The sequence below is a fragment of the Bradyrhizobium sp. NDS-1 genome (assembly GCF_032918005.1).
Taxonomy (GTDB): domain Bacteria; phylum Pseudomonadota; class Alphaproteobacteria; order Rhizobiales; family Xanthobacteraceae; genus Bradyrhizobium; species Bradyrhizobium tunisiense.
Genome location: NZ_CP136628.1, coordinates 5,863,724 through 5,880,539, shown reverse-complemented (window position 1 = coordinate 5,880,539; position 16,816 = coordinate 5,863,724). Strand labels below are relative to the sequence as shown.

The window sequence follows — 16,816 nt, the reverse complement described above, 5'->3', positions numbered from 1 at the left end:
TCCGGCGCTTCGCGCCACCTTCTCCCACAAGGGGAGAAGGAAGAAGCGCGCCGTCATTCGCCCCCGCTACCCCGCGATCTCGCGCCAGTCTGCGCCGCGCAGCATACGCATCACGGCATTGGCGACCGCCGTGCGCTGCCGGCCGGCCACCCCGTAAAGGCTGACTGTGCGGCGGGCGTCCAGCCCGGCGACGGCGGTTCGCGTCAGCTTCTCCGGCAGGGGAGAAGTGTGCGGCACCATGGCGACGCCGATGTCGGCCTCGACGAGCTCGATCAGATCGCGCTCGCTTGAAATCTCGTGTCCATGCTCGATGCCGTGCTCGCGCAGGCTCGCCGCGATGCGTCGCGAGTGCTCGCAGAAGGTCCGGCTCAGCAGTTGCTCCGAGCGCAGATCGTCCAGTTCGATGCTGTTGCGGCCGGCCAGCCGATGTCCGTCACCGACCACGAGCTCGAAGCTCTCGGTGAACAGCGGCCAGACGTCGAGCCGGTCCCAGGTCTCGTCGATCTCGGCGGCGATGCCGAGCTCCGCTTCCCCCTTTTTGAGGAAGTCGCCGACCTCCCGATTCGAGCCGCGCAGGAAGCGGAATTCGAGCCGGTTGAATTGCCGCTTGATCTGATCGAGATGGGGAATGAGCAGCGCGAGGTCGATCGAATGCGTCAAGGCAATGCGCAGCGCGCCGACCTCGCCGCTCTTGAACGAGGAGGCGAGCGAGCGCGCACCGGCGGCGGCGTCAAAACACTGCTTCAGGAGCGGATGCATGCGCTGGCCGAGCTCGGTCAGTTGCGCCGCCGGCCGCTCGCGGCGAAACAGATCGCCGCCAAGCTCGGCCTCGAGTTGCTTGATCGCGCGCGTCAGCGAAGGCTGCGTGACGTTGCACTCCTCTGCCGCGCGCGTGAAATTCAGCAGCTGCGCCACCGCGAGGAAATAGCGGACCTGGTGCATTTCCATGGATCGGCTCCCAGCAAGATCGGCCGCAAATCTAACCGATCGGAGCGGGAAATGACATCCCGCCCGCGATAGCGCGGACGTATGGAGTCGGAAGCCAGCCAGTATTTCCGTTTGCGCCGGCGATCCTCCAGGGTTCTGCGAAAGCTGGAAGCCCAGTCGTCGCCAACGGAGCCCATGCCATGAATATACCGCTGAAGCCGCAGATATCTCAGCCTTCACGCGTACTCGCCGGCAAGGTGGCGCTGGTCACGGGCTCCACCAGCGGCATCGGTCTCGGCATCGCACGCGCCTTGGCTGCGGCCGGCGCCGATGTCGTTCTGAACGGCCTCGGCGTCGCCAGCGAGATCGGGCGGGCGCGCGAGCAGATCGCCGCCGAGTTCGGCGTCAAGGCGAGTTACTCTCCGGCCGACATGACGAGGCCGAAGTCCATTGCCGAGATGATCGCGGCCACCATCGCCCAATCGAGTCGGCTCGACATTCTCGTCAACAACGCCGGTATCCAGCATGTCGCGCCGCTCGAGCAGTTTCCGATCGAGAAATGGGACCAGATCCTTGCGATCAACTTGACCTCGGCCTTCCACACGACGCGGCTCGCGCTGCCGGCGATGCGCCAGAACGGTTTTGGCCGGATCATCAACATTGCCTCGGCGCACGGCCTGGTCGGCTCGCCGTTCAAGGCGGCCTATGTCGCCGCCAAGCACGGTATCGTCGGTCTGACCAAAGTCACGGCGCTGGAGACTGCGGAGGAGGGGATCACCTGCAACGCGGTCTGTCCGGGCTACGTCTCTACGCCGCTGGTGGAAGCGCAGATCGACGGGCAAGCCAAGGCGCACGGCATTTCCCGCGATCAGGTCATCCGCGACGTGCTGCTCGCGCAGCAGCCGAACAAGCGCTTTGCCACGGTCGGTGAGCTCGGCGCACTCACGGTGTTCCTGTCGACGGACGCGGCCGCTTCGATTACTGGCATCGCGCTGCCGGTCGATGGCGGCTGGACCGCGCATTGACATGGGCCGGCGCAACAAGCTGCAGCGACGAATTCGATCGGTGCAAGCTGACCAGGAGCAAGACATGAACGGCATGCAGGACAACCCGCAGAGCAAGGGTGCAACACTGCCGGGGCAGGTCGTGCTGGTGCTCCAGGGCGGCGGTGCGCTCGGGTCCTACCAGGCTGGGGTGTACCAGGCGCTGCATGAGGCCGGGATCGAGCCGGACTGGATCATCGGCACCTCGATCGGCGCGATCAACGCGAGCCTGATCGCGGGCAACGAGCCCGGCCAGCGGCTGGCCCATTTGAAGGAATTCTGGAAGCGGATGGAGCAGAACCCGGTCTGGAATCTGCGAACCGCCTTTCCCGGCTTCAACGAGAAGCTGGCCTATTGGTCGACCGTCACCCACGGCATTCCCGGTTTTTTTCGTCCCAACGCGCTTGCGCATGCGGGGGATTCCTATCCGCTGGGAGCGGATCACGCCGGCTTCTATTCAACCGCGCCGTTGGAGAAGACGCTGCTGGAGCTGGTCGATTTCAGCCTGGTCAATCGCTGTTCACCGCGGCTGACGGTCGGCGCGGCACATGTCCGCAGCAGCCAGATGCGCTATTTCGACAGCCGCGACGGCGAACTGACCGTGAAGCATGTCATGGCCTCGGGCGCGTTGCCTCCGGCGTTTCCGGCGGTGCGCATCAACGGCGAGCTTTACTGGGATGGCGGCATTCTCTCGAACACGCCGACGGAGGCTGTGTTCGACGATAATCCGCGCAAGAACTCGCTGATCTTCGCTGTGCACCTGTGGAATCCCGTCGGCGCCGAGCCGACGACGATGGCGGAGGTGCTGAACCGGCACAAGGACGTGCAGTACTCCAGCCGCATCGCGAGCCAGATTGCCCGCCAGCAGCAGGCCCACCGACTGCGCCACGTCATCAACCAGCTCGCCGCGCGTCTCTCCGAGAGCGAGCGCCGCGACCCCGCGGTAAAGGAATTGGTCGGCTACGGCTGCCCGACCAGGATGCATGTCGTGCGGCTGCTGGCGCCGCAGCTCGACCGTGAGACCCATACCAAGGACATCGACTTCAGCCCGTCCGGCATCATGCGGCGCTGGGACGCCGGCTATGCTCACACGAGGTCCGTGCTCGAACGCAAACCGTGGATCGGCGAATTCGATCCGCTCGCGGGGGTGGTGCTGCACGAGCACATGGACGTGCTGCCGATTGCGGCGGAGTGAAGGCCTCGTCGCTCATTGTCTTGAGCGATGACGATTTCCCGAGGGCGCCGTCTGGGTTACTGTTGCCGTCTCTTCGTCACGAGGCCTGCACTTGGTCGCTGAGAAGGATCTCGAAGCAACACTCGATCGGGTCCGCGCCGACGCGGCGGGACCGGTTGCCGGTGTGTTCGGTCCTGACACGGTGACCTGGCGGATCGACCGGGAGGCCGTCATCTTTCTCGGCGCAGGACGCGCGCTGTTGCTGCAACTGGCGCATCCCTGGGTCGCCGCCGCCATCGCCGAGCATTCCCGCACCTTGGCCGACCCGATCGGCCGCTTCCATCGCACCTTCGACATCGTCTTTGCCATGGTGTTCGGCTCGCTCGACCGGGCCTTGCTGTCGTCTCGGCAATTGCATCGGCGCCACGGCGTGATCGTCGGCGAGATGCCCGAGACGGTCGGTCCCTTCGCGGCAGGCTCGCGCTATTGTGCCAACGACATCCCGTCGCTGCGGTGGGTGTACGCGACGCTGGTTGAGTCCGCGCTCATGGCGCACGACCTGGTGCTGCCACCTCTCTCGGCGGAGGAGCGCGAGCGCTACTGGACCGAGAGCCGGCTGTTCGGCGCCTTGTTCGGATTGACGGCGGACGACCTGCCGGCGGACTGGTCGGGCTTTACAGCCTACACCGCGGGGATGGTGCAATCGGAGACGCTGACCGTGAGCCCGGCGGCACGCGAGATCGCGACGCAGATCTTTGGCGGTGCGCGTCCATGGTTGCGGCCGCCGCGCTGGTATCGCGCGCTCACGGCGAGGATGTTGCCGGAGCGGTTGCGTGCGGGCTTCGGGTTTGTGCTCGACGAGCGCGACACCAGATCTGCTGACCGTGCGGTGAGATGGATCCGGCGCGTCTATCCAAGACTGCCGAACCGGCTGCGCTATGTCGGCCCCTATCAGGAAGCGCAGGCGCGCTTGCGGGGCGAGCCGAAGCCCGACTGGATGATCCGCTGCCTGAACCGCGCCTGGATCGGTCGGCCGCAGATGGAGGTGCGCGGGAAGGGGTGAGGATCTCCGCTGCTTCTAGACTAGCCCCGTCATCCTGAGAGCTTGTGAAGCTCTCGGGCTAAACGGTGTTGGGGTGGGGCTCGTATTAACGGAGGCCGTGGAAGCGCCGTCGCGTCTCACACGGACGCCAGCTTCCGATACAGCGCGCTGTAGCTGCCGGCGGAGATGCTCCAGGAGAACGAGCGTCCCATGGCGCTGCGGCGCATGGTGTCGAGCTGGTCTTGCGCCACGAAAGCCGAGAAGGCGCGGCGGACGCCGCCCAGGAAAGACTCGCGCGAGGGTTTCGAGAACAGGAAGCCGGTCTCGCCGTCGGTAATGGTCTCGGCGAGGCCGCCGGTCTGGTGGCCGATCGGCAGCGAGCCGAAGCGCTGGGCGTACATCTGGCTGAGGCCGCACGGCTCGAAGCGCGAGGGCATCAGCGTGAAGTCGCTGCCGGCGAAGATGCGGCGCGCCTGGGCGTCGTTGAAGCCGATCACCACGCCGATGGCGTCAGGGCGGCGGCGATGGGCGTCGATCAGGGCCTGCTCGAGCGCCGGCTCACCCGAGCCCGTCACGACGATCTGTCCGCCGGCATCGACGATCTCGTCGGCGGCCGACAGCACGAGGTCGATGCCCTTCTGATGTACGAGGCGGGCGACGATGCCGAACATCGGCCCACGCGACACCGCGAGGCCGAACTGCTTGCGGACGTAATCCGCATTGGCCTTCTTGCCGATCCAGTCGCCGGCGCCGAACTGCTGGGCAAGCTGGGCGCAGGAGCGCGGGTCCCAGCTCTCGTCGATGCCGTTGAGGATGCCGGTGAGTTCGGAAGCGTCGGAGCGGACGCGAAGCAGGCCTTCGAGGCCGCAGCCGAATTCCTCCGTCGTGATCTCCCGCGCATAGGTGCCGCTGACGGTGGTGAGGTGCGAGGCATAGACCAGCCCGGCCTTGAGAAAGGAGACCTGGTCGTAGAATTCGACGCCGTCGATGTGGAAGGAGCTCTCCGGTGCGCCGATCCGCCGCAGCGCGTCCTTCGGGAAGAGACCCTGATAGGCGAGGTTGTGAATGGTCAGGATCGACGGCAGCTTGGCGCCGCGCCAGGCGAGATAGGCCGGCACGAGCGAGGCTGGCCAGTCATTGGCATGGATCAGGTCTGCTGCCCAATTCTTGTCCAGCTTGCCCATGGCCAGCTCAGCAGCTGCCGAGGCAAAGCGCGCAAAGCGTATGTCGTTGTCCGGCCAATCGCGCCCGGACTCGTCGCCATAGGGGTTACCGGGCCGGTCGTAGAGCTGTGAGCACAACAGCACGTAAACCGGCAGGCCGTCCTTGGTCGCGGCTCGCCCGAGCGAGCAGGCCGGCATCTCCGCGAAAGCCGGGCAGCGGCCGACGACCTGAATATGCGTGAGTTGCTCGATGATGTCGCGATAGCCGGGCAGCATGATCCGGATATCGGCAAAAGAGCGAAGGGCGCGGGGCAGGGCAGCGGAAACGGCTCCAAGGCCGCCGACACGGACGAAGTCGTCCATCTCTGTCGTGACGAACAAGACCCTCAAGAACAGCTGCCCTCTGTCGATCCCGTCTGCTGCTATGCAAGAACAGGTCCAGTTGTCCTGGAAATCTTAAAGCCCGCCCACGCGGCGCGTCCGTTCGGTAAACACTTTCCTACTCAGCCGCCGCCCTCTAGGGTCGCCGCATCAACAACAGAGAACTTCGATAGTTCCTAAGAGAGCCCAAGGACGCAGGCAGGCATGCAGCTAGCAGATAAGCATGAGGGGACGACGACAAAAGCCTTCGCGGGCCTGCGGGTGCTGGATTTTTCGACCACGATCGCCGGTCCCCATTGCACGCGGATGCTGGCCGACATGGGCGCCGAGGTCATCAAGATCGAGACCGATGGCGGCGAGACGATGCGGACCCGACCACCGCTGCGCCAGGGGTGCAGCACGGCGTTCGGCCAGCTCAATGTCGGCAAGAAGAGCCTGGTGCTCGACCTCAAATCCGAGGACGGCAAGGAGACGGTGCGCCGGCTGGCGGCGACATCAGACATCCTGGTCGAGAATTTCCGCCCCGGCGTGATGCGGCGGCTGCGTCTCGACTACGACAGCCTGCGCCAGATCAACCCGAAGCTGATCTACTGCTCGATCTCGGGCTACGGCCAGACCGGCCCCTCGGCCGAGCTGCCGGCCTATGCGCCGGTGGTCCACGCGGCCTCCGGCTACGACATGGCGCATCTGTCCTATCAGCCCGGCCGCAGCCGCCCCGATCATTGCGGCATCTATCATGCCGACGTCGTCACCGGCACCTACGGCTTCGGCGCAATCGCGTCCGCGCTCTATCAGCGCACGGTGACAGGGGTTGGCCAGCACATCGATGTCTCCATGATGGAAACGATGCTGTCGCTGACGCTGACCGAGTTGCAGACCTCGCAATTCGCGGTGAAACCCACCGCGCGCCCGATGTTCGGGCCAACCGAGACGGAAAACGGCTATGTCATGATCACTGTCGCCAGCGAGAAGACGTTTCAAGGCTTGATGGGCGTGATCGGCCGCCCCGCCTGGATCTCTGATCCACGCTTCTCGACCTACGCCGCGCGCCGCGAGAACTGGGTCGAGATGATGGATGGCGTCGAGGCCTGGTCACGGCAGCTCAGGACCGACGCATGCCTTGCCGCGCTCGGCGCGGCCGGCGTCCCGGCTTCGGCCTATCGGACAGTGTCCGAGGCGCTGGCCGATCCGCAGCTCGCGCACCGGCAGGCGCTCTCCGAGGTGCGCGACGAGGCCGGCTCCTTTCAGGTGCTCAATCTGCCGTTCCGGATGTCGGGCGCCGACACCACGCCCGCCAGGACGGTGGCTGTGCTCGGCGAGCATACGGACGCGTTGCGCGATGAAATCGGCCCCGCGAGCGATGCGCCGGTTTCGCCGGGCAAGACGGCCGCGACAAACTAAATCACATTGCGCCGCACATCCGCGCTCGAGCCCGCGTCCGTTCCTCTTGCCGTCCCGTGTATTTGTCGTCAATCTCGCTTTCCAGTCATTCAACGATCCGAAACATCGGACGAGGATCCCGGGAGGAACCATGACGAAGGCGGCTGCCGTTGCACGCAAGCGCGTGCCGATTTTCCTTGCTGCGGCATTTGCACTGGTCGCGCCGGCACAGGCGCAGAAATCAGGCGGCAGCATCACCGTCGGCCAGGAGCTGGAAATCGCCGGCTTCGACCCGCTGAAGGTCGGCGTCTACGACACTTCGACTTTCACCGCCGCCGCCGCAATCTTCGACACGCTGACCACGCTCAATGAGAAAGGCGAGGCGGCGCCGAAACTTGCGGTGTCCTGGACCCATTCCGACGACTACATGAGCTGGACTTTCAAGCTGCGCCAGGGCGTGACATTCCACGACGGCACGCCGTTCAACGCGCAGGCCTTCAAGGAAAACTTCGACCGGCAGAAGAACCCGGCCAACAAGTGTCGCTGCGCCTTCTACATCACCAACGTCAAGGAAGTGCTGGCGCCTGACGATTACACGCTCGTCTACAATCTCACCGATCCCTCGGTGAACCTTCCGGCGGTGATCACCATTCAGAGCCAGAACAACGTCGTGCACTCGCCCACGGCCTGGAAGAGCAAGGGCGACGACTATAATCGCAATCCCGTCGGCACTGGTCCCTACATCCTGAAATCCTGGACCGCCGGCGACCGCATGGTGCTGGAGAAGAACCCGAATTACTGGGACAAGGGCCGCCCGTATCTCGATCGCATCATCCTGAAGCCGCTGCCCGACGCGCAGTCGCGCTTCGCCTCGCTGCAATCGGGCGAGGCCGACATCATCTGGGACGACGAGAACGACGCCGACAATATCATGAGGGCGCAGAAGGACTCCAAGCTCACCGTGCACACCTACAAGGGCTCGGGCGCGCAGGTCTATGCCTTCAACACCAAAGTGGCGCCGTTCGACGATGTCCGCGTGCGACAGGCGCTGGTGATGGCGATCGACCGTCCGAAGATGTCACAGGCGATCAGCAACGGGCTGAGCCGCCCCGCGAGCAATCCCTATGGCGACGGATCCTGGGTCAAGTGCAAGGACGACGGCGCACTGCCGTTCGACGTCGAAAAGGCCAAGGCCCTGATCAAGGATTACGGCAAGCCGGTCGAGTTCAAGATGCTGGTGACCGCGACGCCGCGCGGCCGCATGGTCGGCCAGGTGCTGCAGCAGTTCTGGAAGCGCGTCGGGGCCAACATGGAGATCGAGCAGGTCGACCAGGCCACCATTCCCTCGCGCGCCTTCACCCGCCAGTTCCAGCTGACACCGTGGCGCATCGTGGACCTCGCCGATCCCGATCCGCAGATGTATGCGAACTTCCGTAGCGGCAGCCCGTTGGCGCTGTCCAACTTCAGCGATCCGGAATTGGACCGGCTGCTCGACCATTCCCGCGTCACCGCCGATCTCGGCCAGCGCACCGAGGATTATTGCGCGATCAGCCGCCTGATCAACAAGGAGGCGATCTGGTTCTGGACCTTCCAGAACACCTATTACGCTTTGTCGAGCACCAAGCTGAAAGGCTTTCCGAAGATCTACAACGGCGTGATCGACGTCTCCACCACCTGGCTTGAATGAACGCGCGATGCTGAACTTCGTCGTTCGGCGGCTGCTTGCCATGCTGCCGGTTCTGCTCGCCGTGTCCCTGCTGACCTTCCTGATCGCCTCGCTGTTGCCGGGTGATCTGGCGCTCGTCATCCTCGGCGATCAGGCAACGCCGGAGAATGTCGCGGCACTGCGCCATGACATGGGGCTCGATCAGCCGCTCTGGTGGCGCTATCTGAGCTGGCTCGGTCACGTCCTGCAAGGCGATCTCGGCCGTTCCTTTCGCACCGGGCAGACTGTGCTGGAGGCGGTATCCGAACGCTTCCCGGTCTCGCTTCAACTGATGCTCATGGCCGAGTTCATCGGGCTCCTGATCGGGGTGCCGCTCGCGATCGCCTGCGCCGCGCGCGCCGGCGGCGCGTTCGATCGCTTCATGACCGGCAGCGCCTTCGCCATGCTGTCGATGCCGTCTTTCCTGACCGCGATCCTCCTGATCTATCTGTTCGCGGTCGAGCTGCGCTGGCTGCCGGCGACCGGCTATGTGCCGTTCACCGAGGCGCCGCTCGCCAATCTGCGCTTCTTCGTGCTGCCGGCGCTGACATTGGCGCTGGCGGAATGGCCGGGCATCATGCGGGTGCTGCGCTCCGACATGATCGCGACTTTGCAGGAGGACTATATCGCGCTCGCCAAGGCGAAAGGCCTCAAGCCGGCGCGCATCCTGTTCGTGCACGCCCTCAAGCCATCGTCGCTGACCCTCGTGACCGTGACGGGTATCAATATCGGCCGATTGCTCGGCGGGACGCTGATCGTGGAATCGATCTTCGCGCTGCCGGGACTCGGCCGGCTGCTGGTCGGCGCGATCTACACCCGCGACCTCATCATCCTCCAGGGCGTGGTGCTGCTGGTCGCCTGCGGCTTCGTCATCGTGAACTTCATCGTCGACATGCTCTACGCCGTGCTCGACCCCAGGATCCGCCATGGCCACGCTTGAGCTGTCACTTCAAGACGAAGCCGTGCCGGCGCCCGTTCGCCGGCGCAAGCTCGGCGTCCTGTTCTGGCTCGCGAGCGGCTGGCTTGCGATCATCCTCACGCTCGCAATCCTCGCGCCGGTGCTGCCGCTGCAGAATCCGACCGATATGGACATGCTGGAGCGCCGCGCGGCGTTCTCTGGAGAGCACTGGCTCGGCACCGACGGGCTCGGGCGGGACGAGCTCGCTCGCCTGATCTTCGGCGCGCGCGTCTCCCTGACGGTCGGGCTGATCGCGCCGATGATCAGCCTCGTTTTCGGCGGCGCCCTCGGTCTCTTTGCCGGCTATTTTCGCGGCCGGTTCGAGACGTTGGTGGTCGGCGGCATGGACGTGCTGCTGGCTTTTCCGCCGCTGATCTTCGCGCTCGCGGTGACCGCCTATCTCGGCCAATCCGTTCAGAATCTCACCCTGATCCTCGGCGTGCTCGGCATTCCCGCCTTCATGCGCGTGGCGCGCGCGGCGACGCTGACGCTGGCGCGGCGCGAATTCGTGATCGCTGCCGAGGCGCTCGGCGCCAGCCATGCCCGCATCATCCTGCGCGAGCTGCTGCCGAACGTGATCCTGCCGCTGCTCGCCTTCTTCCTGCTCGGCGTTGCCGTCACCATCGTCGTCGAAGGCGCGTTGTCGTTCCTCGGTCTGGGCGTGCCGCCGCCGATGGCCAGCTGGGGCAGCATGATCGGCGAGGGACGCGAGAGCCTCGACATCGCGCCGCGGCTCGCCTTCCTGCCGGCGGCGGGACTGTTCCTGACCGTGCTGGCCTTCAACCTCGTCGGCGACACCTTGCGGGCGCTGACCGACCCGCGGCAGGGGGCGCTGTGAACACCGCGCTGTTGACCATCGAGGACGTCGCGGTCGAGCTGCCGACGCCGCGCGGCAATTTGCGCGCCGTCGATCATGTCGATCTCTCGCTGGACGCGGGCCGCACGCTCGGCATCGTCGGCGAATCCGGTTGCGGCAAGACGATGCTGTCGCGCGCGGTGCTTCAGCTGCTGCCGAAAAAGGCAAAACTCACCGGACGTGTGATGTTCGATGGCCAGGATCTGGTGCAGCTCGATGCGGAACGCCTGCGGCGCTTGCGCGGGCGCGATCTCGCAGTCGTGTTCCAAGATCCCATGACTTCCCTCAACCCGGTGCTCACCATCGGCACCCAGCTGATTGAGACGATCCAGGAGCATCTCGAGCTGGATGCCCCGGCGGCGAAGAAGCGCAGCGTCGAGCTGCTGGCGGCCGTCGGCATTCCGGCGCCGGAGCAGCGGCTGGTGCAATATCCGCATCAATGTTCCGGCGGCATGCGCCAACGCATCGCCATCGCGATCGCGCTGTCGTGCGAGCCGAAGCTGCTGATCGCGGACGAGCCGACCACGGCGCTCGACGTCACCATCCAGGCGCAGATCCTCGATCTGCTGGCGCGCGAGCAGCGCCGCCGCCACATGGCGATGATCATCATCACCCACGATCTCGGCGTCGTCGCCGGCCGCGCCGACGAGGTCGCGGTGATGTATGCGGGCAGGGTGGTGGAGCGGGCGCCGACGTCGGCATTGTTCAAGCGCATGCACATGCCCTACACCGAGGCGCTGCTGGCGGCGATCCCCAAGCTCGAGGCCGCGCCGCATACGCCGCTGCCGGCGATCTCCGGCCGTCCGCCCGATCCGACGCGGCCCCTGAAGGGCTGCTCGTTTGCGCCGCGCTGCCGCTATGCGTCGGGACGCTGCCACGAGGCCAAGCCGGAGCTGAGGGGCGCCGAGATGCCTGATCATCTCTATGCCTGCTTCCATCCGATCCGGATGGCCGAGGGGATCGGCGCATGATGCAACTTGCCGTGCGTCCTGAGCCGCTGCTGAACGTCGACAATCTCGTGGTCGAATATGGCCTCGGCAACAAGACCGTGCATGCCGTCTCCGGCGTCAGCCTCCAGGTCGCGCGCGGCGAGACGCTGGGATTGGTCGGCGAATCCGGCTGCGGCAAGTCGACACTGGGGCGCGCGGTCCTGCAACTGCGCCGCGCCAATTCCGGCCGGGTCATGTTCGACGGCGAGGATCTGACGGCAATGCAGGGCGAGGCGCTGCGCAGGATGCGCCGGCGCGTGCAGCTGATCTTCCAGGATCCGATCGCCTCACTCAATCCGCGCCGGCGTATCGGCGACATCGTCGCCGAGCCGCTGATCATCGCCGGCGTCAAGGATACTGCCGAGCGCAGACGACGCGTTCACGAGGTGCTCTCCGCGGTCGGGCTCGACCCCGATCTCGTCGCGGGCCGCCTGCCGCATGAATTCTCCGGCGGGCAATGCCAACGCATCTGCATCGCGCGCGCGCTGGTGCTCAATCCCGAGTTCATCGTCTGCGACGAGCCGGTGTCGGCGCTCGACGTCTCCATCCGCGCGCAGATCCTCAATCTGCTGGAAGAGATGAAGGCGCGCTTCGGTCTGACGCTGCTGTTCATCGCGCATGATCTCGCCGTCGTCAAAGCAGTCAGCGACCGGGTCGCGGTGATGTATCTCGGCCGACTCTGCGAGGTCGGGCCCTCGGAGCAATTGTTTGCAAGGCCGGCGCATCCCTATACCGGGCTGCTCCTGCAGGCGATCCCGGTGCCCGATCCGGATGTGCGTCCCGCCGAGAGTGTGGCGGCCGGCGAGCCACCATCGCCGATTGCGCCGCCGTCCGGCTGCCGCTTCCGCACCCGCTGTCCGCGCGCCGATCAGCAATGCAGCGCGGAGATACCGGAGTTGCGCGAGGTCGTACCCGGCCAGTTCGCGGCTTGCCACCATCCGCTGGCCTGAACTAAGACCGGTTTGTCTCGCCTCGCCGGCCGTGGCATGGTGGCGCGACAACAAGAACCATGCGGGAGGACGCCGATGAAGAGTTTCAAGGTTGCCGATTTCAAGGCGCCGCTACAGGAGTTCGACGAGGCGACGCCGCAACCGTCGGGCACGCAGGTGCTGATTAAGGTGAAGGCGGCCGGAGTCTGCCACAGTGATCTCCACATCTGGGAAGGCGGCTACGATCTCGGCCATGGCCGCAAACCGCTGTCGCTGAAGGACCGCGGCATCAACCTGCCGCTGACCATGGGCCATGAGACCGTCGGTGAAATCCTGGCGTTCGGTCCGGACGTGAAGCCGACCGACCAGGGCGACCTGAAGCCTGGCGATGTCGGCCTCGTCTATCCCTGGATCGGCTGCGGCAAGTGCGCCACGTGTCTGGCGGGTGACGAGAACATGTGCCTGACGCCGCGCTCGCTCGGCGTCTATTGCGACGGCGGCTATTCCGATCACATGCTGGTGCCGCATCCGCGCTATTTGCTCAATCTGAAGGGCCTCGACCCGGCGACGACCGCGCCCTATGCCTGCTCTGGCGTCACCACCTACAGCGCGCTGAAGAAGGTCGAACAGCATTTCGACACGCCGATCGTGATGTTCGGTGCCGGCGGTCTCGGCCTGATGGCGCTGTCGCTCCTGAAGGCGATGGGCGGCAAGGGCGCCATCATGGTCGACATCGATGCCAGAAAGCGCGAGGCGGCGGAGAAGGCCGGCGCGCTCGCCACCGTCGATCCCAAGGCCCCGGATGCGCTGGAGCAGCTTGCGAAGAAGGCAGGCGGGCCGATTCGCGCCGTGATCGATCTCGTCGGCAACGCCGCGACGACACAGCTCGGTTTCGATTGCCTCACCAAGGGCGGCAAGCTGGTCATCGTCGGCCTGTTCGGGGGCGGCGCGACCTGGGCGCTGCCACTGATTCCGATCAAGGCCATTACGATTCAGGGCAGCTATGTCGGCAATCTGCGTGAGACGCAGGAGCTGCTCGATCTCGTGCGAACGAAGAAAGTGCCGCCGATCCCGGTGACGACGGCACCGCTCAGCAAGGCCAATGACGCCCTGGTGCAATTGCAGCAGGGCGCGGTGGTCGGCCGAACGGTGCTGACGCCGTAATCTCGCTCTCTCTTCCGTCATTGCGAGCGAAGCAATCCAGAATTCCTCATCGGAAACAATCTGGATTGCTTCGTCGCTTCGCTCCTCGCAATGACGACCGTCTTCGTCCTACGCGCAGGAAACCCATGTCCGCAAACAACGCCTTCCATATTGCCGTGCTCGCCGGTGACGGCATCGGTCCCGAAGTCATGGCGCCGGCCATCGAGGTGCTGCGCAAGATCGAGCAGAAATCAGATTTGCGTTTTCGCTTCACCGAGGCTCCGGCCGGCGCCAACAACTATCTCGCGACCGGCAAGTCGATGCCTGATACCACGATCAAGCTGTGCGAGGAGGCGGACGCCATACTTCTCGGAGCTTGCGGTCTGCCGTCGGTGCGCTACCCCGACAATACCGAGATCGCGCCGCAGATCGAGCTGCGTTTCATCTTCGATCTCTATGCCGGCGTGCGGCCCGCGCGTCTCATTCCCGGCGTGCCGAGCCCGATCGTCGGTGCCGACCAGCGCGGCATCGATCTCGTCGTGATCCGCGAATCCACCGAGGGCCTGTTCGCTTCGATGGGCAAGGGTGTCGTCACCCATGAGGACGCGCGTGAAACCATGGTGATCACGCGCAAGACGTCCGAGCGCCTGTTCGAGTTTTCGTTTCGCCTCGCCGAGCGGCGCAAGGCGCGCGGCAAGCCGGGGGCGCTCGCCTGCGTCGACAAGGCCAACGTGTTCAAGGCCTTTGCCTTCTTCCGCGGCATTTTCGACGAGATCGCCAAGAAGCATCCGGAGGTGAAGACCGATCGTCTCTATGTCGATGCCTGCTCGGCAATGCTGGTGAAGCGGCCCTGGGATTTCGACGTCATGGTGATGGAGAACATGTTCGGCGATATCGTCTCCGACATCACCGCGAGCCTGATCGGCGGCCTCGGCATGGCGCCGTCGGCCGACATCGGCGACAAATACGCCGTGTTCCAACCCTGTCACGGCACCGCGCCCGATATCATGGGGCAGGGCAAGGCCAATCCCACCGGCATGATCCTGTCGGCGGCGATGATGCTCGACTGGCTCGCCGACAAGCATGGCATCGAGAGCGCGGCCGAAGCCGGCGAGACGATCGAGCGTGCGGTGGATCAGATCTATGCAGGCGGCATCAAGCCAATGGAGTTTGGCGGCAGCAACGGCACCGCCGACATCACGAAAGCTGTGCTCGCGGCGGTGTAATCAAGGAAAAGGGGCCTCGCGGCCCCTTTGTCGTTCACCAGCGGCGCCAGTGGTGGTGGCGATGACCCCACCCCCAAGGACGGGGTCCGTAGAATCGTCGCGGGCCGCCATAATAGCCGTAGGCGCCGTAATAGCTCGGGCGCCAGAAACAACGACCCCAGGGGTTGCAGACCCAGCGTACTTGATCGACGTCAGCGGCCGGGCCGCTCGCGATTCGGTCCGCTTGTGGAATGCCGTTCGGCATTGCCGCGAATGCCGAGCCCGAGGCGAGCGCTGCACCGCCCAAGGCGGCCAGACCAAGAAAAGCAAGTTTGAATTTCATCGCAATCTCCCTCGTTGGTGGCGGGAGAACTTCCAACAGATCAACTGGTTGCTACCGAGCTGCGGCCGCGCGCGGATTTAATCTTCCTGAATGAAGGTTCAGACTCAGCGCCCCTGAAATTTGGGTCGGCGCTTCTCCATGAAGGCTCGGCGACCCTCGCGGAAATCCGCGCTGTCCATGCAGGCATGGCCGATCGCCTTGATCGCCTCCATGTCACGCTGGCTTTCGTCCTTCAGCACCTGCGCGATGGTGATCCTGGCGGCCTTGATTGCGAGCGGAGCGTTCTCGGAGATGGCCTTCGCGATCGTCATGGTCTCTCCCCAGAGCTCGCCCTCCGGAAACACGCGCTCGACGAGACCGATGCGCAGTGCCTCTGCGGAATCGATCCGCATGCCCGTGTACATCAAGAGGCGCGCCCAGGACGGGCCGACCAGCGACACCAGATGCTTCAGACCGTCATAGCCATAGGCGATGCCGAGCCTGGCCGCGGGAATCCCGAACTGGCTGCCGTGTGCGGCGAGGCGGATGTCGGCGAGCACCGCGACTTGCATGCCGCCGCCGAGGCAAAAGCCCTCGATGCAGGCGATGGTCGGTAAGGGAAAGTCGGCGAGCAGCGCGCGCTGTGCCGCGCTGCGCTTGGCGTATTCCTCGGACGCCGCTGCGTTATGGCGCGTCTTCTCGAACTGGCTGATATCGGCCCCTGATACGAACGCCTTGCCGCCGGCGCCGCGCAGGATCAGGACGCGCACGGTCTCGTCGTCGCGCAAGGCCGTCAGCGCCTCGCCAAATCCCTCCCACATCTCCAGCGACATCGCGTTGCGCTTGTCGGGATTGTTGAAGGTGATCACCCCGACGCCACCGGCTGCGTGCCTGAGGATCTTGCCGTCGGCGTAAGGCGTTTCGGTCGTGCTGAAGATGTCGGACATCGCGCTCGCTCGTCATGTGCGAGGGACAATGTGCTGCGCGGGCGCCAGCGGGGTCAACCGGGGCAGGGCGCGCGAGTCTGCATCCGCCTGTTCCGGGATCGCATGGCGCGTGGTCCTCGGATCGTGCCGCAAGGAAAAAGGGACGGTCGAACCGCCCCCGGAAAGGCCGCGCGCAAGCGCGCGAGCCGTATGCCGTCCGGTCTCGTTCAATCCCGCCGCGCCCCGGTGACGCGGCGGATTGAAGGTCGGCGGCAAATGCAGACCGTCGATCGGTCTCAGCTTTCGTTCGCCGCGATCGATTCCATCAGCGAGACGAGCTGACGCTGCACCGTCTGGTCCTTGATCTTGCTGTAGGCGCGCAGCAGGCGGAGGCTGAAGGCGCTATCGAGGAACAGCAGGCTCTCGACTTCGCGGGCCTTGTTGTCGCCGTCGTAGAAGAAGGTCACGGGCACATCGAGGGCGGAGGCGATCTGCTGAAGCCGAGCCGCGCCGACGCGATTGACGCCCTTCTCGTATTTCTGCACCTGCTGGAAGCTGACGCCCAGCTTCTCGCCGAGCTCGGCCTGCGAGATCTTCATCTCGACGCGCCGCAAGCGGATCCGCTTGCCAAGCTCAATGTCCGGCTTGCCGGCACTGCGCTGCTTCATTCTTT

Annotated in this window: 16 protein-coding genes; 11 read left to right on the top strand and 5 right to left on the bottom strand. The window is 65.2% G+C overall.

The features are described 5' to 3' along the window. Window positions 1-66: 66 nt before the first annotated feature. The gene (locus RX330_RS27385) at window positions 67-948 is read right to left on the bottom strand and encodes a LysR family transcriptional regulator (protein WP_212081060.1); all 882 of its coding nucleotides are present in this window, start codon (window positions 946-948) and stop codon (window positions 67-69) included. A 179-nt stretch (window positions 949-1,127) separates the two neighbouring features. Here RX330_RS27385 and RX330_RS27380 point away from each other — a divergent pair, with 179 nt between their 5' ends. From RX330_RS27380 to RX330_RS27370, 3 genes are all read left to right on the top strand, one after another. Next, the gene (locus RX330_RS27380) at window positions 1,128-1,952 is read left to right on the top strand and encodes a 3-hydroxybutyrate dehydrogenase (RefSeq protein ID WP_212081061.1); all 825 of its coding nucleotides are present in this window, start codon (window positions 1,128-1,130) and stop codon (window positions 1,950-1,952) included. Window positions 1,953-2,016: 64 nt separating this feature from the next. Beyond that, entirely contained in the window at window positions 2,017-3,165 is a 1,149-nt protein-coding gene (locus tag RX330_RS27375) for a patatin-like phospholipase family protein (RefSeq protein WP_317240537.1), read from the top strand. A 91-nt stretch (window positions 3,166-3,256) separates the two neighbouring features. Continuing rightward, window positions 3,257-4,207 carry an oxygenase MpaB family protein gene (locus tag RX330_RS27370; RefSeq protein ID WP_317240536.1) on the top strand — a complete coding sequence of 317 codons (951 nt, stop codon included), beginning with the start codon at window positions 3,257-3,259 and terminating at the stop codon, window positions 4,205-4,207. Window positions 4,208-4,323: 116 nt separating this feature from the next. Here RX330_RS27370 and glgA read toward each other — a convergent pair whose 3' ends face one another. Then, complete coding sequence (gene glgA, locus RX330_RS27365) at window positions 4,324-5,739, bottom strand: glycogen synthase GlgA (protein WP_212081064.1); 1,416 nt, start codon at window positions 5,737-5,739, stop codon at window positions 4,324-4,326. A gap of 195 nt (window positions 5,740-5,934) precedes the next feature. Here glgA and RX330_RS27360 point away from each other — a divergent pair, with 195 nt between their 5' ends. The 8 genes from RX330_RS27360 (at window position 5,935) to RX330_RS27325 (ending at window position 14,916) form a co-directional block, all read left to right on the top strand. After that, entirely contained in the window at window positions 5,935-7,131 is a 1,197-nt protein-coding gene (locus RX330_RS27360) for a CaiB/BaiF CoA transferase family protein (protein WP_317240535.1), read from the top strand. Window positions 7,132-7,261: 130 nt separating this feature from the next. Then, window positions 7,262-8,797: an ABC transporter substrate-binding protein gene (locus tag RX330_RS27355; protein WP_317240534.1), complete on the top strand. Its 1,536-nt coding sequence runs from the start codon at window positions 7,262-7,264 to the stop codon at window positions 8,795-8,797. A gap of 7 nt (window positions 8,798-8,804) precedes the next feature. Beyond that, on the top strand, window positions 8,805-9,755 hold the full coding sequence (locus RX330_RS27350; RefSeq protein ID WP_317240532.1) for an ABC transporter permease: 951 nt from the start codon (window positions 8,805-8,807) through the stop codon (window positions 9,753-9,755). Further along, on the top strand, window positions 9,742-10,611 hold the full coding sequence (locus RX330_RS27345) for an ABC transporter permease (RefSeq protein ID WP_317240531.1): 870 nt from the start codon (window positions 9,742-9,744) through the stop codon (window positions 10,609-10,611). The genes RX330_RS27350 and RX330_RS27345 overlap by 14 nt, the downstream gene beginning before the upstream one ends. Beyond that, window positions 10,608-11,600 carry an ABC transporter ATP-binding protein gene (locus RX330_RS27340; RefSeq protein ID WP_212081069.1) on the top strand — a complete coding sequence of 331 codons (993 nt, stop codon included), beginning with the start codon at window positions 10,608-10,610 and terminating at the stop codon, window positions 11,598-11,600. Before RX330_RS27345 ends, RX330_RS27340 begins: the two co-directional genes overlap by 4 nt. Before the next feature lie 11 nt (window positions 11,601-11,611). After that, complete coding sequence (locus tag RX330_RS27335) at window positions 11,612-12,568, top strand: ABC transporter ATP-binding protein (RefSeq protein WP_375847660.1); 957 nt, start codon at window positions 11,612-11,614, stop codon at window positions 12,566-12,568. Window positions 12,569-12,643: 75 nt separating this feature from the next. Further along, window positions 12,644-13,711 (top strand): alcohol dehydrogenase, encoded by a 1,068-nt coding sequence (locus RX330_RS27330; protein WP_212081071.1) that lies wholly within the window; start codon window positions 12,644-12,646, stop codon window positions 13,709-13,711. A gap of 125 nt (window positions 13,712-13,836) precedes the next feature. Beyond that, the gene (locus tag RX330_RS27325; RefSeq protein ID WP_212081072.1) at window positions 13,837-14,916 is read left to right on the top strand and encodes an isocitrate/isopropylmalate dehydrogenase family protein; all 1,080 of its coding nucleotides are present in this window, start codon (window positions 13,837-13,839) and stop codon (window positions 14,914-14,916) included. Window positions 14,917-14,950: 34 nt separating this feature from the next. Here the strand turns inward: RX330_RS27325 and RX330_RS27320 are convergent, their stop codons facing one another. The 3 genes from RX330_RS27320 to RX330_RS27310 form a co-directional block, all read right to left on the bottom strand. Further along, entirely contained in the window at window positions 14,951-15,238 is a 288-nt protein-coding gene (locus RX330_RS27320; RefSeq protein WP_212081073.1) for a hypothetical protein, read from the bottom strand. A 104-nt stretch (window positions 15,239-15,342) separates the two neighbouring features. Further along, a complete protein-coding gene (locus RX330_RS27315) occupies window positions 15,343-16,164 on the bottom strand; it encodes an enoyl-CoA hydratase (protein WP_317240530.1) in 822 nt (273 codons plus the stop codon). A 275-nt stretch (window positions 16,165-16,439) separates the two neighbouring features. Further along, window positions 16,440-16,811 carry a helix-turn-helix domain-containing protein gene (locus RX330_RS27310; RefSeq protein WP_020608151.1) on the bottom strand — a complete coding sequence of 124 codons (372 nt, stop codon included), beginning with the start codon at window positions 16,809-16,811 and terminating at the stop codon, window positions 16,440-16,442. Window positions 16,812-16,816: the final 5 nt, after the last annotated feature.